The 20,258-nt window shown below is 70.1% G+C and carries 20 protein-coding genes; 12 read left to right on the top strand and 8 right to left on the bottom strand.

Annotation, left to right across the window (positions count from 1 at the left end; all coding sequences use genetic code 11):
- The first annotated feature begins 46 nt into the window (after window positions 1–46).
- Together ACFQV6_RS10310 and ACFQV6_RS10305 are read left to right on the top strand one after the other, a co-directional pair.
- Window positions 47–859: an HAD family hydrolase gene (locus ACFQV6_RS10310; RefSeq protein WP_378027151.1), complete on the top strand. Its 813-nt coding sequence runs from the start codon at window positions 47–49 to the stop codon at window positions 857–859.
- Window positions 859–1,653 (top strand): HAD family hydrolase, encoded by a 795-nt coding sequence (locus tag ACFQV6_RS10305; protein ID WP_378027150.1) that lies wholly within the window; start codon window positions 859–861, stop codon window positions 1,651–1,653. The genes ACFQV6_RS10310 and ACFQV6_RS10305 overlap by 1 nt, the downstream gene beginning before the upstream one ends.
- Window positions 1,654–1,920: 267 nt before the next feature.
- Here ACFQV6_RS10305 and ACFQV6_RS10300 read toward each other — a convergent pair whose 3' ends face one another.
- Together ACFQV6_RS10300 and ddaH are read right to left on the bottom strand one after the other, a co-directional pair.
- On the bottom strand, window positions 1,921–2,484 hold the full coding sequence (locus tag ACFQV6_RS10300) for a bacterial proteasome activator family protein (protein ID WP_378027149.1): 564 nt from the start codon (window positions 2,482–2,484) through the stop codon (window positions 1,921–1,923).
- Between the two features lie 25 nt (window positions 2,485–2,509).
- On the bottom strand, window positions 2,510–3,340 hold the full coding sequence (gene ddaH, locus ACFQV6_RS10295) for a dimethylargininase (RefSeq protein WP_378027148.1): 831 nt from the start codon (window positions 3,338–3,340) through the stop codon (window positions 2,510–2,512).
- Between the two features lie 68 nt (window positions 3,341–3,408).
- Here ddaH and ACFQV6_RS10290 point away from each other — a divergent pair, with 68 nt between their 5' ends.
- Entirely contained in the window at window positions 3,409–3,870 is a 462-nt protein-coding gene (locus ACFQV6_RS10290; protein WP_378027147.1) for an Lrp/AsnC family transcriptional regulator, read from the top strand.
- A 51-nt stretch (window positions 3,871–3,921) separates the two neighbouring features.
- Here ACFQV6_RS10290 and ACFQV6_RS10285 read toward each other — a convergent pair whose 3' ends face one another.
- Genes ACFQV6_RS10285 through ACFQV6_RS10275 form a run of 3 tightly spaced genes read right to left on the bottom strand, consistent with a single transcriptional unit; the run spans window position 3,922 to window position 5,936 of the window.
- Window positions 3,922–5,010, bottom strand: a complete 1,089-nt coding sequence (locus ACFQV6_RS10285) for a hypothetical protein (protein WP_378027146.1) — start codon at window positions 5,008–5,010, stop codon at window positions 3,922–3,924.
- A gap of 52 nt (window positions 5,011–5,062) precedes the next feature.
- Window positions 5,063–5,299, bottom strand: coding sequence for a DUF6457 domain-containing protein (locus ACFQV6_RS10280; protein WP_378027145.1), 237 nt, complete (start codon window positions 5,297–5,299; stop codon window positions 5,063–5,065).
- Between the two features lie 37 nt (window positions 5,300–5,336).
- Complete coding sequence (locus ACFQV6_RS10275; protein WP_378027144.1) at window positions 5,337–5,936, bottom strand: molybdenum cofactor guanylyltransferase; 600 nt, start codon at window positions 5,934–5,936, stop codon at window positions 5,337–5,339.
- 72 nt (window positions 5,937–6,008) lie between these two features.
- Here ACFQV6_RS10275 and fdhD point away from each other — a divergent pair, with 72 nt between their 5' ends.
- A complete protein-coding gene (gene fdhD, locus ACFQV6_RS10270; protein WP_378027143.1) occupies window positions 6,009–6,836 on the top strand; it encodes a formate dehydrogenase accessory sulfurtransferase FdhD in 828 nt (275 codons plus the stop codon).
- Between the two features lie 71 nt (window positions 6,837–6,907).
- The gene (locus ACFQV6_RS10265) at window positions 6,908–8,554 is read left to right on the top strand and encodes an alkaline phosphatase D family protein (protein ID WP_378027142.1); all 1,647 of its coding nucleotides are present in this window, start codon (window positions 6,908–6,910) and stop codon (window positions 8,552–8,554) included.
- A 29-nt stretch (window positions 8,555–8,583) separates the two neighbouring features.
- On the opposite strand, the gene ACFQV6_RS10260 is transcribed toward ACFQV6_RS10265, so the two are convergent.
- Entirely contained in the window at window positions 8,584–9,654 is a 1,071-nt protein-coding gene (locus ACFQV6_RS10260) for a DUF4192 domain-containing protein (protein ID WP_378027141.1), read from the bottom strand.
- 101 nt (window positions 9,655–9,755) lie between these two features.
- Window positions 9,756–10,259, bottom strand: a complete 504-nt coding sequence (locus ACFQV6_RS10255) for a GNAT family N-acetyltransferase (RefSeq protein WP_378027140.1) — start codon at window positions 10,257–10,259, stop codon at window positions 9,756–9,758.
- Between the two features lie 56 nt (window positions 10,260–10,315).
- Between ACFQV6_RS10255 and ACFQV6_RS10250 the strand changes: the two genes are divergently transcribed.
- From ACFQV6_RS10250 to ACFQV6_RS10230, 5 genes are all read left to right on the top strand, one after another.
- Entirely contained in the window at window positions 10,316–11,194 is an 879-nt protein-coding gene (locus tag ACFQV6_RS10250) for a fructosamine kinase family protein (protein ID WP_378027139.1), read from the top strand.
- Between the two features lie 155 nt (window positions 11,195–11,349).
- On the top strand, window positions 11,350–12,405 hold the full coding sequence (gene moaA, locus ACFQV6_RS10245) for a GTP 3',8-cyclase MoaA (protein ID WP_378027138.1): 1,056 nt from the start codon (window positions 11,350–11,352) through the stop codon (window positions 12,403–12,405).
- A gap of 3 nt (window positions 12,406–12,408) precedes the next feature.
- Window positions 12,409–12,651 (top strand): MoaD/ThiS family protein, encoded by a 243-nt coding sequence (locus tag ACFQV6_RS10240; protein WP_378027137.1) that lies wholly within the window; start codon window positions 12,409–12,411, stop codon window positions 12,649–12,651.
- A 291-nt stretch (window positions 12,652–12,942) separates the two neighbouring features.
- Window positions 12,943–14,289: a metallophosphoesterase gene (locus ACFQV6_RS10235; protein ID WP_378027136.1), complete on the top strand. Its 1,347-nt coding sequence runs from the start codon at window positions 12,943–12,945 to the stop codon at window positions 14,287–14,289.
- 65 nt (window positions 14,290–14,354) lie between these two features.
- The gene (locus ACFQV6_RS10230; protein WP_378027246.1) at window positions 14,355–17,480 is read left to right on the top strand and encodes a UvrD-helicase domain-containing protein; all 3,126 of its coding nucleotides are present in this window, start codon (window positions 14,355–14,357) and stop codon (window positions 17,478–17,480) included.
- Here ACFQV6_RS10230 and ACFQV6_RS10225 read toward each other — a convergent pair.
- Window positions 17,467–18,153, bottom strand: a complete 687-nt coding sequence (locus ACFQV6_RS10225; RefSeq protein ID WP_378027135.1) for a prepilin peptidase — start codon at window positions 18,151–18,153, stop codon at window positions 17,467–17,469. The genes ACFQV6_RS10230 and ACFQV6_RS10225 overlap by 14 nt on opposite strands.
- Window positions 18,154–18,310: 157 nt before the next feature.
- Between ACFQV6_RS10225 and ACFQV6_RS10220 the strand changes: the two genes are divergently transcribed.
- Together ACFQV6_RS10220 and ACFQV6_RS10215 are read left to right on the top strand one after the other, a co-directional pair.
- Window positions 18,311–18,934 (top strand): hypothetical protein, encoded by a 624-nt coding sequence (locus ACFQV6_RS10220; protein WP_378027134.1) that lies wholly within the window; start codon window positions 18,311–18,313, stop codon window positions 18,932–18,934.
- 91 nt (window positions 18,935–19,025) lie between these two features.
- Complete coding sequence (locus ACFQV6_RS10215; RefSeq protein WP_378027133.1) at window positions 19,026–20,231, top strand: AAA family ATPase; 1,206 nt, start codon at window positions 19,026–19,028, stop codon at window positions 20,229–20,231.
- Window positions 20,232–20,258: the final 27 nt, after the last annotated feature.

Genomic DNA, 20,258 nt, shown 5'->3' with positions numbered 1-20,258 from the left:
CTCCTTCCGCCCTCCGCGGGGGTTTCATCACCCTCGGAGGTAAAGGATGCTCAAGCCGGGTCTCCCCAAGCTCATCGCCACCGACCTCGACGGCACGCTTGTCCGCAGCGACGACACCGTGTCGAGTTACACCCACGAGGTCCTGGACCGGGTTCGCAATGCCGGCATCCGGATCGTGGCGGCCACCGGGCGCGGCCCCCGCCTCACCTCGCTCACCCGCAACGACATCCGGGTCGCCGACTATCTCGTGCTGGCACAGGGCGGCTGGGTGCTCGACCAGGCGGAGTCGCGCTACCTGCGTCAGTCCCGCCTTCCCGGCCCGATGCTGGGCCGGGTGCTCGGCGCGCTGGAGTCGGTGGCCGGTCCGCTGTCGGTGATGTTCGAGGCCCTCGAGCACGACGACTCCCCACTGTGGGGCGACTACGACCCCACCTGGCGATACCCGGTGGTCGTCGAAAAGCGGACGCGCAACGAATGCCTCACCGGCGACGTGATCAAGGCGTTCGCCCGCTCCTTCGAACTGGGCGTCGACGACCTGCTCGCTGTCGCCCGCCGGGTCGTCCCACCGGACGTCGCGACCGTCACCCAGGCCGGCCTGGACTACGTCGAGATCTGCCCGGCCGGCGTCGACAAGGGCACCGGCCTGGCGGTCGTCGCCGAGGCGGTCGGCGTCGATCCCGCCGACGTGCTCGTCTTCGGTGACATGCCCAACGACCTGCCGATGTTCGGCTGGGCCGGCTGGGGCCGCGTCGCCGTCGCCAACGCCCACCCCGAGCTGCTCGCGGTCGCCGACGCTGTGACGCTCACCAATGACGAGGACGGGGTGGCTGTCTACCTGGACCGACTATTGTCGAGGTGATGCCACCCTTCCAGCTGGTCGCCACCGACATCGACGGCACGCTGATCACCAGCGAGCGCACGCTCAGCAGACGCACCCTCGACGCCCTCGCCGCGATCCCGGTCCCCGTCGTGCTGGTCACCGGGCGCCCCCTGCGCTGGCTCGACCAGCTCTACGATCAGCTGCCGGAGCGTCTCCCGGCGATCTGCGCCAACGGTGCGGTCATCTACGACCCGGACACCGACCGGATCCTGCGCGCCGAGTCACTCCCCGTCGACATGCTGACCGATGTCATCAAGCGCCTGCGCGCAGCCGTGCCCGACATCTCCCTCGCGGTCGAGGTCGAGGACGGTCGATCCTTCCTGCACGAGTCCAGCTGGACCATCCGCTGGGAGCACGATCACCGCATCCAGGTGATCGGTTCGCCGGAGGAGCTGACCGCGGCGCCGGCCGTCAAACTGCTGGCCCGCTCCGCCACTGCCGATCCCGACGAGTTCCTGGAACTGGTCAGCGGCACCCTCGGCGATCTCGCCACGGCGACGCGCTCGTCCTCGTCGGCGCTCGTGGAGATTTCGGCGGCGGGCGTGACGAAGGCCGCGGGGCTGGCCTGGCTGTGCGAGCGGGAGGGCATTCCCGCCTCGCAGGTGCTGGCCTTCGGCGACATGCCCAACGACATTCCGCTGCTCACGTGGGCCGGGCGCGCGGTCGCTGTGGCGAACGCCCACCCGGCGGTGATCGCTGTCGCCGACGAAGTCACCCTGAGCAATGACGAGGACGGGGTGGCGGTTTATCTGGAGCAGGCTTTCGAGATTTAGAACCTTTTTTGTACGGGTTTCGGACGTCCCCAGAACCAACAATCCCGTTACGCCGCCTCAACGCGGCCAACCGCGTGGCTCAGACCGTCCGGCGCGCGCCGGGCTGACCTGCCCACTCACGCTCCGACGGCTCTCGGCCCACCGGTGCGCCGCCGTCACCCGCCGCGCGCTCATCTCCACGCGACACGGATCGCCTCGCCTGGCCGCCGGCGACGTGTGTTGCGCGCCGCCGGGACCGGGCGCTGGGCCTTTGAGCGGTGGGGCGAGTTACAGGTACTGGCCGGTGCGGCCGGGGATGTCGCCCTGACCGGGCTGGCCGGGGAGGATGTTGCCCATCGGCAGGGCCGGACGGCCGGGGACGCCACCGCGCATCTGCTCGAGCTGGAGGCGGGCGGCCATCTGCTGCGCGACCAGGGCGGCCTGAATCCCGTGAAACAGGCCCTCCAGCCAGCCGACCAGCTGGGCCTGAGCGATGCGCAGCTCGGACTCGCTCGGCGGGGTCTCACCCTCGAACGGCAGCGACAGGCGTTCCAGCTCCTCGCGAAGCTCCGGTGCGAGGCCGTCCTCGAGCTCGGTGATCGACCGCTGGTGGATCTCCCGCAGCCGGCCGCGGCTCGCCTCGTCCAGCGGCGCGGCACGGACCTCCTCGAGGAGCTGCTTGATCATGCTGCCGATGCGCATGACCTTCGCCGGCTGCTCGATGAGGTTGCCCGGCTCCTCCGGGGTGAGCGTGCCGTCCTGCTCGACCGTGCCCATCGGCCGGCCGTCGGGGCCCACGACGATGACGGAGCCGTCTTCCTTGTGCTCAGTGGTGCGGGTGTCGTCGGTCATGCGATCCATCTTTGCGCACCGTTGCTCAGGCACGTAGTTCGGCTACGGCACATTTGACACTTCCGCCACCGCGTTTGAGCTCCGAGAGATCGACGTGTACCGGCAGATATCCGGCGTCACGCAGCTTGTGACCCATGGCGACGGCCTCGGTGTTGAGGATCACGTGCCGGCCGTCGCTGACCAGGTTCAGGCCGAACGCCTCGGCGTCGGCGCGGTCGGCCAGCACAGCGTCGGGGAACAGCTGGGCGAGCACCCGCTGCGAGGCCGGCGAGAAGGCACCGGGGTAGTACGTGACGTGCCGGTCGTCGAGGGCGGCCAGCGCGGTGTCCAGGTGGTAGAACGCCGGATCGACAAGCTTGAGGGAGACGACCGGGCGGCCCAGCACCTCCTGCGCCTCGGCGTGGGCGGCGGGGTCGGTGCGGAAGCCATAGCCGGCGAGGACGACGCCGCCGTAGGCCGCGGGCAGGTACGCGAAGTCGCCCTCACCCTCGTTGACGTGCTCCGGAGCGACGAAACTCCACCCGTTGCCGGCGAGGTAGAACGCCCGGTGCTCGGTCGCCTCGTCGGCGCGCTGCGGGTGCAGGAAGCGGGCCCCGTAGACGGTCCCGTCGACGGAGAAGGCACCGTTCGCGGAGTAGACCATGTCCGGCAGGCCGGGTTTGGGGTCGAGCACGTGCACGACGTGACCCAGTTCGGTGAGGATGCCGCGCAGGCCGTCCCACTGCTTGAGCGCCAGGGCCGCGTCGACCGCGACGGTGGTGTCCATCCAGGGATTGATGGCGTACTCAACCGTGAAATGCTGAGGCGGACACATGAGGTATGTCCTGTTTCGCGGCAAGCGCTCGGAGTGGTTCATGAGGTTCAAGGGTAGGTAGGCTGCGTTGCAGCAAACAGCCATAAATCTTGCTCCTCGGAGGCGAATCGTTGCAGATGGACGTCGTTGACCATCGAATCATTGCGTTGCTCGTGGCCGACGCCCGCTCTTCGTATGCCGACATCGGCGCGCGGGTGTCGTTGTCGGCGCCCGCGGTCAAACGACGTGTCGACAGGCTTCGATCCAGTGGGGTCATCAAAGGATTCACCGCGGTCATCGAGCCGGCGGCGGTGGGCTGGACGACCGAGGCGTTCGTCGAGCTGTTCTGCACGGGCCGCACCACCCCTGCACAGATCACCGTGGCGACCCGGCGGCATCCCGAGGTGGTGGGGGCTTACACGGTTTCCGGGCAGGCGGATGCGCTGGTGCATCTGCGGGCCGCGGACATCGGGCACCTCGAGCAGGCCCTGGAACGGCTGCGGGCGGAGCCGTTCGTGACGTCCACCCGCAGCATGGTCGTACTGTCGCGCCTGGTGGAGACGCCGACCGCGGTGCCGGCGCTCCCGGATTGAGCAGCCCCGCGCCCGGCGCTTCCCATCAAGGCCGGGGCGGGCCCACCCGAGCTAGAGATACATCCCGGGGCGGTGCTCGTCGGAGGCGGATTCCTTGGCGGGGGCCGGCTTGTCGCCCTCGCCGAAGAAGCGCTTGCCGCCGAACTCACCGTGCAGGCGGTCGTCGAGCTCGTCGGCGAGACCGGTCATCACCTGCACGGCGAGCATGAGGTGGACGGCCTGGAAGTTGCGGCCGAACACCGGGATCGAGGCCCAGACGGTGTCCTGCGCGCAGTAGAGCCGGCCGATCGGCATCCGGTTGGTCAGCTCCGAGAGCTTCACGTAGAGCTGCTCGGTCGGCTCGACCTCGGTCAGGATCGGCGAGAGGACGTCGACCAGGGGCGGGTTGTCCCGGACCCGGACGAAGACCATCGCGGAGCCGGCCCGGATGCCGATGTCGCCGTCCGCGTCGACCTGAAGCTGGTCGACGGTGGTCTTGGACATGGTCGCGACGACGGTGCGCACTCGCTCGTCCAGCGGGACGACGTCCTCACCCACGGTCGCCAGAGCGGCCTCGAGGGCGTCGTCGTCCTCCAGATCGTCCAGGTCGATCTCGTGCTCGACGCTCGGCTCGTGCCGCGCCGTCCCCAGCGGCGGGGCGTCGATCGGCTCGTCGTCCTCGTCGTGCACCAGGTAGACCAGGAAGGCGGGGTGCGGTGCGCCGTAGACGTCGCGCAGGGTGCGGGTGACCACGGTGGCGAGCTGGGCCGCCTTCTCCTGGGAGGAGCGCAGCCCGAACGAGTCTCCCGAGCCGGGGAGAACACCGGGCGGCGACCAGCCGAGCGCGACCAGGTCGGCGACGGCGGCCCGATTCATCCGGAACTCCGCCGGAAGCTCACCGTTGCCGACGGCCAGCGCCTCGACGACACCCTCCGGCAGCACCCGGATGCTCACCGAGTAGACCGCGGTGCCGGTGCCCGACGCGGTCGGGTCGAGGGTGAGGTCGACGTGCCCGCCGGGCTGCAGCGAGGGCAGCAGGCCGGCCAGCGAACTGGCGAACTCACGCCACGCCTCGGTCACCTTGGCCCGCAGGTCAGCCGTGGTCGGTTCGTCGAGCAACACGTTCTCTGACGTTTCGCTCGCGACACCTTCTGCCGTCATGATCGCACCTCCGTTCCCGTCACCCTATCGAGCGGTTCGGTCCCGGTGTGGCTCAGGCACGCTCCGGCCATGAAAGCGCGAGTGCGCGGATCTTCGCGGCGGCTTCGGCGGGGTCCGCGCCACGGCCCACAGCCAGGCCCATCAGGTACGCGGTGACGGGCGCCCCGGGCCGGAGAACGTTGTGTGCCACATCACGGGCGACGTCGAGCAGCTCCGTCGACGGAACCTCGTCCGGCGAAACACCGAGTTCCGCCCCGGCCACAACGAGCCACGCGTCGAGCTCGGTCATCGCGTGCGCTCCCCACCCGTACGGAATCCCCGGGCCCTCATCGCGCCCACTCCTCGGCCGTGCGCAGATCGTCGTCGGTGTCGCAGTCGAACCAGGGCGGAGGCCCGGGCCGCCGCCACGAGACCTCGGCGATCCGCAGGTTGGCCAGCAGCTCCCGGACCGACGCGCCGTGCAGGCTGCCCCGTTCCTCAGCCAGCCGGTCGAGCGCCGCACGCAACGCCCTGGTACGCCAAACCCCGCACAAAACCTGCAGATGCCCCTCAGCATCCCGATAGACCGCGCCCTCCATCGGCGCCGACTCCATGGTCAGCCGCAGCACGTCGATCGCCTCACCGGTGAGCAGAGGCAGGTCTGCCGCGAGCAGAGCGGTGAACGCCACCGTCTCCGGCACCAGGGCCAGGCCCGCCGCGGCTGCCGCCACCGGGCCACCGCCGGGCGGCTCCTCACGTGTCACATGCACCGGAACGGGCAGCTCAGGGGGCACTCGCCCGACCACCACGCGGGGGTCGGCATCGTGCACCGCCGCGAGAACTCGGGTCAGCATCGACTGGCCGCCGACCGGGAGGGTCGGTTTGTCCGCACCACCCATTCGCCGCGCCGCACCGCCGGCCAGGACCACCGCCGCAAATCCCCCCACGTGAGTACCGTATCCCGAGCCCGCGCCGAGCGTGACCGCGCTGCCCGCGTCCGAGGGTCGTAGGCTCGCTTCATGGCCCGGAACATGACCCGTCGCACAGTGGTCAGCATCGACCTCGGTGCCACGCCGTCGGCCCGGCGCCGCCCCGACGAGCTCGCCGCCGAGGAGCCGCTGGAGATCCGGATCCGCAAGCAGCCGCTCGCCGTCACCATGCGCACGCCCGGTCACGACATCGACCTGGCCATGGGTTTCCTGCTCGGCGAGGGCGTGATCGGCAAGCCGGACGACGTCGTGACGGCGCAACTCTGTGCCGGGACGGACGCGCCGAACACCTACAACGTGGTCGACATCGTGCTCGACCCCGCCGTCCCGCCCCCGGTCACCGATCCGAGCCGGAACTTCTACACCACCAGTTCGTGCGGTGTCTGCGGCAAGGCGAGCATCGACGCGGTCCGGACGAGGTCGCCGTTCGACATCACCACGGACCCGATGGAGGTCCCCGCACAGATCCTCGCCGGGTTGCCGGCGAAGCTCCGTGCCCGGCAGCGCACCTTCGACCGGACCGGTGGCCTGCACGCGGCGGGTCTCTTCACCGCCACCGGCGACCTGCTGGCGCTGCGGGAGGACGTGGGACGGCACAACGCTGTCGACAAGGTGCTGGGCTGGGCGCTGCGCGAGAACCGGTTGCCGCTCGCCGGTCACGTGCTTCTCGTCTCCGGCCGGGCCAGTTTCGAGCTGACGCAGAAGGCCTGGATGGCCGGGTTGCCGCTGCTCGCCGCGGTGTCCGCCCCGAGCACGCTCGCGGTGGAGCTGGCGGAGGAGTCCGGGATGACCCTTGTCGGCTTCCTCCGTGAACCGCGCATGAACGTCTACACCGGGCAGCAGCGCGTCACGCTCTGACCACATGAGATTCCCGCGGTGGTCACCCGCTGACCCATTCACTTTCATCCATGAGCTCCAGGCTGCGACGCATGCCGATCTCACGACGCACCCTGCTGCTGAGTTCCGCGGCCGGAGCCGCCGCATCGACCACGATCTGGCCCCTTTCCGCCGCCGCGACGCCCTATCGGGGTCCGCTGAAATCCTCTCCGTTCACGCTCGGTGTCGCGTCCGGCGACCCGGATCCGGACGGCTTCGTGCTGTGGACCCGGCTGGCCACCAGCCCGCTCGCCGAGGACGGCCTCGGCGGCATGCCGGACCGGAGCGTGCGGGTGACCTGGGAACTCGCCGCCGACGAGCGGTTCCGCAGGGTGGTACGCCGTGGTGCGGTCACCGCCCGGCCCGAACGAGGGCACAGCGTCCACGTGGAGCTGAACGGCCTGTCCGCGGGCCGCGAGTTCTTCTACCGCTTCCACGCCGAGCGGTACACCTCGCCGGTGGGCCGGACCCGCACCTCGCCGCCGCGCTGGGAGCGGGGCGGGACCCTGTCGATGGCCTTCGTCTCCTGCTCCCAGTTCGAGCACGGTTACTTCACCGCCTACCGCAGGCTTGCCGAGGACGAGCCGGAGCTGATCCTGCACCTCGGTGACTACCAGTACGAATACGCGCCTGACACGTACAACATCCCGGGCGGCAACCCTCGCGACCACCAGGGACCGGAGACCGTGACGCTGGCGAACTACCGGCAGCGGCACGCGCAGTACAAGAGCGATCCGGATCTGCAGGCGGCGCACGCCGTCGCGCCGTGGGCAGTCGTGTGGGACGACCACGAGATCGAGAACAACTGGGCCGACGAGACGCCCGAGCAGCCCGACCCGGATTTCCTGGTCCGGCGGGCTGCGGCGTTCCAGGCGTACTACGAGAACATGCCGCTGCGACGCACCTCGATCCCGAGGGGCATCGACATGCAGCTCTACCGGCGGCTGCACTGGGGCCGGCTGGCCACGTTCCACCTGCTCGACACCCGTCAGTTCCGGGACGACCAGGGCTGCGGTGACGGTTACCGGGACTGCCCGGCCGCCTACGACCCGGCACGCAGCATCACCGGGTCCGAGCAGGAGGCGTGGCTGCTCGACGGTTTCCATCGGTCCACGGCCCGTTGGGACATCCTCGGGCAGCAGGTCTTCTTCGGGCAGCGGGACAACAACTCCGGCCCGCAGAAGGTGCTCAGCATGGACTCGTGGGACGGGTACCAGGCGTCGCGTGACCGGATCACCCGCGGCTGGGTGGATGCCGGCGTCCGCAACCCGGTGGTGCTCACCGGCGATGTGCACGCGCACTGGGCCGACGATCTCAAGCTCGACTACGACGATCCGGCCTCCAGGACGGTCGGCACCGAGCTGGTCTGCTCGTCGATCACCTCCGGCGGCGACGGCGCGGACGTGCCGGGCGGCAACCACCCCTGGGCGGCGTGGAACCCGCACCTGCGCTTCTACAACAACCAGCGCGGTTACGTACGGACCCGGATCGCCGGGGACTCGCTCACCGCTGACTTCGTGGTTCTGCCCTATGTGACGACGCCGGGTGCTGCCGCGCACACCCGCGCCTCGTTCGTGATCGAGGATCGGGTGCCCGGCTTGCAGCAGGTCGCCGACAACCCGACTCCCGGGGCCGCGCTGCGGTCCGCTCCGGCCGATCTCGGTGCGGAAACGGTCCAGCAGGAGACCTCCCGGCCCTGACCCGGCGGCGCCCGATGTGAACAGCGCGCTCATTTCGGCCGGCGGCGTGCGCCGCCCCGTTCGAACAGATGTGGACCGAGGCCCCGCCCGAGGATCTCGTGCAGCAGCCCGGCGAGCTGGTGCTCCGGCTCCTCGCGCAGGGCCCGGTCCACGGCGATCCGCGCCAGCGCACCCATCCCGGCACGCCATGCGGCATAGCTGAGCAGACAGGCCGGCGCCGCCGCATAGGCCGGTTCCACACGACGCAGCACGTCGGTCCAGAGCCCGATCCGCCACTTCTCCTCGTCGTTGGTCCGGTCGACATTGGTCCGGTCGACATTGGCCGGGCCGAGATGGGTCCGGTCGAGCGCGTAGTCCTGCACCGCCTTGTGAACCAGCACCGCACCGAGCCACGCGACGTCGTCGTGGCTGAGAGGCCGGCCGGCACGATAGCGCCGTTCGGCGTCGCGAACCGCGGTACGGCCGGCCCGCCGGATCAGCCGGCCGTACCGCTCGGCACCCCGGCCCTGCTCCCGCAGACCGTCCGCGAGCAGCTCGGTGAACCTCTTCCGGGCCCGTCCGGTGGCCGCCACCATGGCCTCGCGGGTCTCGCCGCCGACCGGGGCCACCTGTGCGTTCAGGTCACTGCGGCTGGGCAGGGCGACCTGTCCGCGGAACGTCGCCTCGGCCGCGATCACGCTGTCCCCCGGCAGGCACGGGGTGCCGTCCGGCGGACAGCAGAGCGGATCTTGACAGACATAGGACCACCAGCGCCCGCCGGTGACCCGCACCGCGTCGTGCACCCGGACGCCTGCCAGCCGCAACGCCTGGACCAGTCGCAGCACCGCCGGGGTGACCCGGTGCGGCGGCCCGTAGCCGACGACCATCATCTCGGCGGTCCCCTGGCGGGCGACGAGCCCGGCGATCTCCGCCGCACCCTCGTGAAGGTCTTCGTCGTCGCACTCCGGCGGCGGCAGGTCGAAGCAGGCCGCGAAGCCGACCCGGGCCCTCGTGAGGCCGACGAGCGCCAGGCTGTCCGCCGGGTGGTAGCCCATGATGAACGGCACGGCGGCGATGAGCTCGGACGGCGTACGGATGACGACGGAACAGTCGGCTGTCATGCGGGGCAGCGTGGCCGCCGGTCAGGCCCGCCCGCGTGCCGAACTTCGCCGCTGTGGACGACACGCCGATCCGTCCACAGGCGGGCTTGCAGAAAGCCCTGCTAGGAGCGGAACGGCAACTCGTGCAGCTGCAGGCCTTCTTCGTGCCACGGCTGGTTGTGCCGCTCCAGATCCATCGTCAGCTCGATCGAGGAGACGACGTTGTACCCGGCGGCGTGCAGGCTGCGGATCGCCTCGACGTTGCGGGACTCGGGCGAGATGGTCAGCGACGTCATGTTCCGCTTCTTGGCCTCGGCCGCGACGTGCTGGAGGAGCAGCCGGCCGACACCCTTGTGCCGGTGGCTGATGGTGACCACGACCGGGTCGACCTCACCGGCCCGACCGCGAATGATCAGCCCGACGATCCCGATGACCCCGTCGTCGGCGTGATCGGCGACCCACAGGCCGGAGAGATCCAGCCTGGTCAGGTACTCCTCGAAACCATCGCCGTCGTCGTCACTGTGTTCGCCGTACATCTCGTTGTGCTGCCGTGTCAGCTCGGCCCACAGACGACGGCCCGCGGAGTGGTCACTCGGGCGGTACGAACGCACAGCCACAGGGGTCATGCCGACATCTTGCCTCTGAATTGGGACGTCCGTCACGAGAAGCGGAAGATAACCGAGTGGACCTGGCGTACCTGCGCACGCACCCCCAGCACCTACCGACATTTCTCACCCACCAGCGAATCCGCGAGACTCCGGTGGGCGGTGGCGTCTGCACCGCCAGCAGGCTGACCCTCGACGACGGAACGTCCCTGTTCGCCAAGACCTGGCCGTCCGGTCCCGCGCCTGACGGGCTGTTCGCCACGGAGGCCGCCGGGCTGGCCTGGCTCCGCGAGGCGGGCACGATCCCGGTGCCCGAGGTGCTTGTCGCCCTCCCCGAGATGATCGCCATGGAGTGGGTCGAGCCCGGTGAGCCGACACGCCGGGCCGCTGAGGACTTCGGTCGCGCGCTCGCCGGTCTGCACCGCGCCGGCGCCGACACCTTCGGCGCGTCCTGGCCCGGTTGGATCGGCCCGCTGCCACTGGACAACACGCCGACCACCGGCGGCTGGAGTTCCTGGTTCGCGGAACGGCGCCTCCAGCCATACCTCACCATCTCAGCCGATCGCGGGGCACTCTCGGCGGGCGACGTCGCGGTGGTCGAGGAAATCATCAAGACCATTGATTCGTACGGTGGAACCGAACCGCCCGCACGGATACACGGCGACCTGTGGCCGGGGAATCTGCTGTGGGGAGCCGACGGCCGCGGGTGGCTCGTGGACCCGGCCGCACACGGAGGTCATCGGGAGACCGACCTGGCCACGCTCGCTCTCTTCGGCGGTGTGGCGCATCTCGATGTGATCGTCGACTCGTATCGGGAGGTATGGCCATTGGCGGACGGGTGGCCCGTACGCCTGCCTCTGCATCAGTTGCACCTCCTGCTCGTGCACACAGCGGCCTTCGGTAGTGCATATCGCGGCGCGGTACGCGCGGCGGCCGACGCCCTCCGCCGAGCCTGACCGCCTGCCCTGGGAGTTCACGGGCCGGCCCTGGAAGTCCGCGGGGCTGGCCCTGGAAGTCCGCGGGGCTGGCCCTGAGAGTCCGCGGGGCTGGCCCTGAGAGTCCACAGGGCGATATGCGTAACGGCGCTGCGGGGCGCGAGCGGCTAGATTCGATGCGTGAGCCTCTTCCAGGGATCAGGCAACACCGTGCGGTGGCGGCGGTGACGGTGCTCGCCGATCGTTTCGGCCGCGTCGCCACCGATCTGCGCGTCTCGCTGACCGATCGGTGCAATCTGCGCTGTACCTACTGCATGCCCGCCGAAGGGCTGGCCTGGATGCCGCAGCCCCAGCAGCTCACCGACGCCGAGGTCAGCAGGCTCGTCCGGATCGCCGTCGAGGACCTGGGCGTGACCGAGGTTCGATTCACCGGCGGTGAGCCGCTGATCCGTCGCGGTCTGGTCGGCATCGTGACCGAGGCCGCCCGCCTCAACCCGCGCCCACGGCTCTCCGTCACCACGAACGGCATCGGGCTCGACCGGATCGCGGTGCCGCTCCGTGACGCCGGCCTCGATCGGGTGAACGTCTCGCTCGACACCCTGGACCCGGCCCGGTTCCACACCCTCACCCGCCGTGACCGGCACGCGGACGTGCTCACCGGACTCGAAGCGGCTGTCGCCGCGGGGCTGACTCCCGTGAAGATCAATACCGTCCTGATGCGCGGGGTCAACGACGATGAGGCTCCGGCCCTGCTCCAGTTCGCCCTCGACCACGGTTATCAACTGCGCTTCATCGAGCAGATGCCGCTCGACGCCCAGCACCAGTGGGACCGGCACGAGATGATCACCGCCCAGGAGATCCTCGCCGCCCTCGAACCCTTCGGCCTACAGCCCGACGATGTTTCACGTGGAACAGCGCCGGCCGAGACCTGGCTGGTCCCCGGACACGTCGACGCCGCCGGCGAACCCGCCCGGGTCGGCGTGATCGCCAGCGTGACCCGCCCGTTCTGCGGCGACTGCGACCGGACCCGCCTCACCGCCGACGGCCAGATCCGCAACTGCCTCTTCGCCACCGACGAGAGCGACCTGCGCAAACTCCTCCGCGACAACGCATCAGACGCCGAGATCGCCGCCGCCTGGCGGGTAGCCATGTGGGGCAAACGCGCCGGGCACGGCATCGACGACCCGAGCTTCCTCCAGCCCGCCCGCCCCATGTCCGCCATCGGAGGCTGACCGGTGCCCACAGTCCGCTACTTCGCCGGCGCCCGCGCCGCCGCCGGCGGCACCTCCTCCGAAACCGTCGACGCCGCAACCCTCGACGAACTCACCCAACTCCTGGCCACCCGCCACGGCGAACGACTCGGCCTGGTGATGAAGGCCGCCAGCTTCCTGGTGGACGGCCTGACCCGCCACGACCGCCAAGCCCCTCTACCCCCCACTGCAACCGTCGACATCCTCCCCCCGTTCGCCGGCGGCTGATCCTCCCCACCCCGCCCAGAGCCACCCAACCCCTGGCTAGCTCCCAGTGCCGTCTCAATGCCCATGACGCGGCACCCACAGCCAGCCGGGAGCGGGCGGGTGGCTATCCGGAAGCGCGGGACCCAGCGAGGGGCCGGGCGGGAGACTTGAGGGGCCGCCGGCATCGTAGGACTGCACATCGATGCTGAGACGGGGCTGAGAGGCACTGCGGGGAAGTCCGCATCGGGTCGGGGACACTTGGTGCGGCAAGCTGATGCGCGCTCGGCCGACCGGGCCGTCTGGGGAGGGTTCTTGTTAGGCTTCGTCGCGGTGATCCTGCTGGTCATCGGCTTGATCCACCTGTACCTGTGGAAGCGACTGGTGCGTGACACCCTCCGCCCGGGTCGAGGGCGCAACGCGGGCACAGCGCTGATCGTGGTGCTGGGTGTGCTGGTGCCGCTGACGCTGATCGGGGTTCGCGCCGGTTACTTCAAGTGGCTCTCCTGGCCGGGATACCTGTGGATCGCGGTCATGTTCTACCTCCTCGTGACACTTGTCGCTCTGGAGATCCCGCGACTGGCCGTCAAATTGCTGTGGGTGCGCGGTTCCCGTACGGAAAAAGCCACAACGGAAACAGCGAGCGGCACCGGCGAGGCCGAGTTGCAGCCGGTCAGCGCAGTGAGCGCAAGCGGCGCGACCGAGACCGCGCCGTCACCAGCCGGGCCGGCGGACAGGGCCGGCGCCGGCCCGACGGACAAGGCCGACGGAGGCGTCGCCGTTGAAAAACCCGGCGGAAAACCCGACGGAAAACCCGACGAAAAGGGCGACGAACCGGAAGGCATCGACCGGCGACTGCTACTGGCGCGCGGCGCCGCGATCTTCGCGGGCCTGACAGCCGCGGGCGTGACCGGGTACGGCGTCCGGACCGCAACTAGCGCCCCGCAGATCGACCGCGTGCAGATCCCCCTCGCCAAGCTCCCGCGGGCGATGGACGGCACACGCCTCGCCGTGGTCTCCGACATCCACATCGGCCCGCTGACCGGTATCAATCACGCCCGCCGCATCGTCCAAGTGATCAACTCGGTGAACGCCGACCTGGTCTGCGTCGTCGGTGACCTGGTGGACGGCAGTGTCGCGGAGCTGGGCGAGTTCGCGGCGCCGCTGGCCGGCATCGAGTCGCGGAACGGCACTTTCTTCGTGACCGGAAACCACGAGTACTACTCGGGCCACGAGCAGTGGGTCGAGGAGGTGGCCCGGCTCGGTATGCGGCCGCTGCGCAACGAGCGTGTGGAGATCAACGGCCTGGACCTGGCGGGTGTCAACGACCTGAACGGTGAGGAGTTCGACGACGGGCCGGACTTCGCCGGGACGCTCGGTGACCGGGATCGCAACCGCCCGGTCGTGTTGATGGCGCACCAGCCGCTGGCCGCGGTCCAGGCCGCACCCTACGGCGTGGATCTCCAACTTTCCGGCCACACGCACGGCGGTCAGATGGCCCCGTTCAACTATCTGGTGAAGCTGCAGCAACCGGTAGTCTCCGGCTTCGGAAAGGTGGACGGCGTGCCGGTGTACGTGACCAACGGCGCGGGATTCTGGGGTCCTCCGGTGCGGGTCGGCGCGCCCCCACAGGTCACGGTCATCGAACTGCGTGCGAAGTAACCCATCAAGATCGGTAAGTGTGTTTGAGCGTGGCGACTCGTGGCGGCGACAGCGGCCGTGACAGGATGCTCGGCGTGGAGGTCACCGCGGATGCATATGTCGCGGACCTCCACATTCACTCGCGCTTTTCGCGAGCCTGCAGCCGTGATCTGACCCTGCCGAACCTCGCCTGGTGGGCGCGGCGCAAGGGAATCGCCCTGCTCGGCACCGGCGACTTCACCCATCCGGCGTGGTTCGAGCACCTCAAGGAAAGCCTCGAACCCGCCGAACCGGGGCTGTTCCGCCTGGCCGACGAGGAGCCGGTGACCAGGCGGCTGCCGGGATCGCTGAGCGGCACGACGCCGGCGCGGTTCATGCTCAGCGTCGAGATCTCGACGATCTACAAGCGGGACGACCGCACCCGCAAGGTGCACCACCTCCTGTACGCCCCGGACTTCGCCTCCGTGACCAGGATCAACACCGCACTGGCCCGGATCGGCAACCTGACCGCCGACGGCCGCCCGATCCTCGGCCTGGACTCCCGGGACCTGCTCGAGATCACCCTCGAGGCCGGCGGATATCTCATCCCGGCGCACATCTGGACCCCGTGGTTCTCGGCGCTCGGCTCCAAGTCCGGCTTCGACGCGATCGCCGACTGCTACGCCGACCTGGCCCACCACGTCACCGCTGTGGAGACCGGCCTCTCCTCCGACCCGGAGATGAACTGGCGGGTCTCCTCGCTCGACCGTTATCGCCTGGTCTCGAACTCCGACGCGCACTCCCCGGCCGCGCTGGCCCGCGAGGCCACACTCTTCACCGGTACGCCTGACTACTACGCGGTCAAGGACGGCATCGGCCTGGCCGGGACGCTCGAGTTCTTCCCCGAGGAGGGTAAGTACCACGCTGACGGCCACCGCGCCTGCGGCGTGAACTGGGAGCCGTCCCGATCACGAGAGGCCGGGGGACGCTGCCCCGAGTGCGGCCGCCCGCTGACGATCGGCGTACTCAGCCGGGTCGAGGACCTGGCGGACCGCCCGGCCGGCTTCCACAAGGACGACCACGTCGAGCACCTGATCCAGCTGCACGAGATCCTCGGCGAGATCCACGGTGTCGGCCCGAAGTCGAAGACCGTCGCGGCCCAGCTCAACCATCTGGTCGCCACGCTCGGCGCGGAGCTCGACATTCTGCGCCGGGTGCCGGTCGACGAGATCGGCAAGGCCGGCGGCGACGAACTACGCGAGGCGATCACCCGGCTGCGGCGCGGCGACGTCCGGCGGGTTCCCGGTTACGACGGTGAGTACGGCGTCATCACCCTGTTCGACCCCGGTGAACTGCGGAACCGTAACAGTGCCCCCCAGGTGGAGACGCTGTTCGACATTCCGGCGCCGGAGAAGCCGAAAGCGCGTGCCGAGCCGGCCCCCGGGAAGCCGAAGGCCAAGCCGGCGAAGGACAAGCCGGCTCCGCCACCGCTCGCACCGCCGCCCAGCCCGCATGAGCCGTTCGAGCCGATGCTCGCCGGGATGGAGGAGGTCGGCACCGGGCTGCTGGACCGCCTCGACGCCATGCAACGGGTGGCGGCGTCGGCGCCGGGCGGGCCGCTGCTGATCGTGGCGGGACCGGGCACCGGCAAGACCCGGACGCTGACGCACCGCATCGCGTACCTCTGTGCTGAGCTGGGCGTCTTCCCGGAACGCTGCCTCGCGATCACGTTCACCCGGCGGGCCGCCGCCGAGCTGAAGGAGCGGCTCGACGCGCTGCTCGGTGACGTGGCCGAGGACATCACGGTCGGCACGTTCCACTCGCTGGGCCTGACCGTGCTGAAGGAGAACGCCAAGGCCGCGGGGCTCGGCTCGGGCTGGCGGATCGCCGACGAGCGGGAGCAGGCGCAGGCCCGGGAGCAGGCGGGCGACGACGACGCGGCGTACCGCAAGCTGCTCCGCCAGCAGGACCTGGTGGACCTGGACGACCTGATCAGCGTGCCGGTGTCGCTGCTACGCGACGATCAGGCGCTGGTCGAGAAGTACCGGCGGCGCTGGCAGTGGATCTTCGTGGACGAGTATCAGGACGTCGACGAACTCCAGTACGAGCTGTTACGCCTGCTCAGTCCCGCCGACGGCAACCTGTGCGCGATCGGCGACCCGGATCAGGCGATCTACTCGTTCCGCGGTGCCGACGTGCGGTACTTCCTCCGCTTCAACTCCGACTTCGTGGACGCCCGGCTGGTCCGGCTGACCCGCAACTACCGGTCGTCGGCGCCGATCCTGGCCGCCGCGGTGCAGGCCATCGCGCCGTCGTCGCTCGTCAGCGGCCGCCGGCTGGATCCGGCCCGGCTGGATCCGGAGGCCGCGCTCGTGGGTCGTTACCCGGCCCGCAGCGTCACCGACGAGGCCGACTTCGTGGTCCGCACGATCGACGAGATGGTCGGCGGCCTGTCACACCGATCCCTCGACTCGGGACGCGTCGACTCCCGTGCCACCGCCGTCGCCAACTTGTCATTTTCGGACATCGCTGTGCTGTACCGCACTGATGCGCAGTCCGGTCCGATCGTCGAGGCGCTCTCCCGGGCCGGCATCCCGGTGCAGAAGCGCTCGCACAACCGGCTCCGCGACCGGGCGGGGGTCCAGGTGATCGCGCGCGAGCTGCGGCACGCGGGCGGGCCCGGCGGATCGCTCGCGGCGCGCGTCAAACTCGCGGCACAGGTGCTGGCGCAGCGGTACGCGGCACCGACACTCGACGGTGACCAGATCAGCCCCGAGGACATCTGGTCGGCCGCCGACCTTCTGACGCCGCTGGCCGAGCGGGTCGGCGACGACCTGCCCCTCTTCCTCCAGCAGCTCGACACCGGCGCCGAGGTGGACGCCCTGGACCCGCGCGCCGAGGCGGTCAACCTGCTCACCCTGCACGCCGCCAAGGGCCTGGAGTTCCCGGTCGTCTTCCTGGTCGGCTGCGAGGACGGTCTGCTGCCGCTGCGCTGGCCGGGCTCGACCCCGACCGACGACGAGATCGCCGAGGAGCGCCGGCTGTTCTTCGTGGGCCTGACCCGGGCCCAGGACCGGCTCTACGTCAGCCACTCGGCGAAGCGGTCACGGCACGGGAGCGAGCGGGAGCAGTCGCCCACGCCGTTCCTCGACGTGATCGATTCCGGGCTGTTCGAGCGGTTGGGCGAGGCGACACCGGCGCGGCCGAAGGACCGCCAGCTCAGGCTGCTGTAAGCACGCCCACCAGCGCTCCGCACAGCAGTGCCGGTCCGAACGGAACACCCTGTCCGGCGCGCGCCCGCCCGCTGATCAGCAGCCACCCGGCCACCACCCCGTTGATCAGATGTGCGGCACCGAAACCCATCGCCACCGCCGGCCACCCGCCGAACCCCAGCAGCAGCGCCAGGACCGCACCCAGCTTCACGTCGCCGAGCCCGAGCCCTCGCCCCGGCAGCAGCGCGATCGTCAGATACCCGATCCCGACAACCGCCCCCGCCACGAGGGCAGTCCCGAGCTCGCTCGTCCGCAGCACCGCGAGCGGCGCTCCACCGACGATCGCCAGGGTCGCCACCAACGGATCGGGCAGGCGGAGACACCTCATGTCGATCAATGCCAGCAGGGTACCGAGGACCGCCGCGACGAGCAGCACCGGAAGTCGTGGAACCGGACCGAGACGAGCCGCGAGCAGCCCGGCCACTACTCCGGATGTCACCACCGGGCCGATCCAGCCCGCGCATCGGCAGGCCCGGCCGGCCCGAACCCACCCCGAAAACGCCTGCCCGCACCCCTCGCACACGACGCGGGCCGGTCTCCCGTAGGCGACCGCCCACCGGGAGACCAGAAGGGGCAGGAACGCAGCGGTGGACCCACCGAACACGACCGCCATGATCACCAACTGTGCCGACACGATCGTGGAACGTAACGCCTCGCAGGGCGGTACGGGGATCGGGTTGCCGACAGGGGTACGGTTTCGTCCGCCCTGTACCCGCGATTCCGGCACCGCCTGATTCGGGCCCGCACGATACCGTGGCACGCAGCGAAGACCGCTTCTGGAGGGACCCCCGATGTCGCAGAACGGGCCGCACTCCGGTCAGCCGTGGCCGGGTGGGAGCCCCGAGGAGCCGTATTCGGAACCGTCCGATCCGTGGGGCGGTCACGAATCGTCCTGGAGCCCGCCGCCCGCGCAGATCCCGCACCAGCCATACGCACAGGCTGCCCCGGCCGCCCCGGCCGCCCCTCCGTCGTGGGGCTCGTCCCCGCAGCCGGCCCGGCGCGGTTTCGCCATGGGTGCCCTGGTCGCCGTGCTCAGCGTGCTGATCGGCGGCGGCCTGGCCACCACCGCCTGGTTCGTCTTCGGACGCGAGGAGGAACCGACTCCACCCGTCACCGCGCCCACCACCGCCGCCGTCATCGCCCCCCGCCCGCAGGCCAGCGAGGACGCCCGTTTCGCCGTCAAGGGCCAGTGCGTCCGCAACGAGGGCAACAACGTCGAGCCGAAGCTGCGCATCGTGGTGTGCGCGGCGAACACCTTCGAGGTGCTGAAGCGCATCGACGGGCGGACCACCGGTGAGAAGGACGCCATGGGCAAGTGTGCCAAGGTGACCGGCTACACCAAGTGGTACTACTACGACACCGAGTACGACGACGTCGACTTCGTGCTTTGCCTCAAAGAGTATGGGCCCGTCTAGCAATATCTAGCCCAGGAGCTAGACAGCCATAGAGGGATATATCGTGGGAACTCTAGCGTTGACGCTAGACGGCCCGATACTGTGCTACGCCATGGATCCGGTGCGGAACCCGTACGCTCCCGGCGCCGGTCAGCGCCCACCCGAGCTGGCCGGCCGCAACCGCGAGCTGGACGCCTTCGACGTCGTCCTGGAGCGGGTCGCCCGCGGCCGGCCCGAACGCAGCCTGGTGCTCACCGGCTTGCGGGGCGTCGGCAAGACGGTGCTGCTCAACACCCTGCGCTCGGCAGCCATCGGCCGGCTCTGGGGCACCGGCAAGATCGAGGCCCGGCCCGACCAGTCGCTGCGCCGCCCGGTCTCCGGCGCCCTGCACATGGCCATCCGCGAGCTGGCGCCGCACCACCGTGATCTGGAGCGGGTCGACGACGTGCTCGCGGTGCTCAAGGCGTTCGCGTTGCGCGCCAACGACGCCAACGCGAAGCTCCGGGATCGCTGGGCCCCCGGCATCGACGTCCCGCCCGCCCGTGGCCGTGCCGACTCCGGCGACATCGAGATCGACCTGGTCGAGCTCTTCACCGACGCCGCCTCCCTCGCCACCGACGTGGGCACCGGGATCGCGCTCTTCATCGACGAGATGCAGGACCTCAGCGCCACCGACGTGTCGGCGCTCTGCGCGGCGTGCCACGAGTTGTCCCAGCTCGGCGCGCCGCTGATCGTCGTCGGCGCCGGGCTTCCGCACCTGCCGGCGGTGCTGTCCGCGGCCAAGTCCTATTCGGAGCGCCTCTTCCGGTACCAGCGGATCGACCGGCTCGACCGGGACGCCGCCGACCTGGCACTCGGCATCCCGGCCGAGCGGGAGGGCGTCGAGTACGACCAGGAGGCGCTGGACCTGCTCTACGAGAAGTCGGGCGGCTATCCGTACTTCGTCCAGGCGTACGGGAAAGCCACCTGGGACCACGCGCCGCAGACGCCGATCACCGCGAACGACGTCCAGGTCGCGGCGCCCGAGGCGGAGGGTGAGCTGGCGGTCGGCTTCTTCGGCTCCCGGTTCGAGCGGGCCACACCGGCCGAGCGGGAGTACATGAGGGCCATGGCGGCGCTCTCCAACGACCCGGGCAACGACATGGACGCCGCGGTGCCGACCTCGGAGATCGCCATCTCGCTCGGCCGTAAGCCGGCGAGCCTCTCCCCGGCCCGGGACGCTCTGATCAAAAAAGGACTCATCTACTCCGGGGAGCGGGGAACCGTCGCGTTCACCGTCCCGCACTTCGGCCGTTACCTGAGAACGCAACCGGTATGAGTCGGCGACTGCGGGTATAACGAAGTT

Origin of the sequence: Actinoplanes sp. GCM10030250, from assembly GCF_042666575.1 — a bacterium.
Lineage (GTDB): Bacteria > Actinomycetota > Actinomycetes > Mycobacteriales > Micromonosporaceae > Actinoplanes.
The sequence above is the reverse complement of the archived record's forward strand: the minus strand, read 5'-3'. Positions and strand labels throughout refer to the sequence as shown.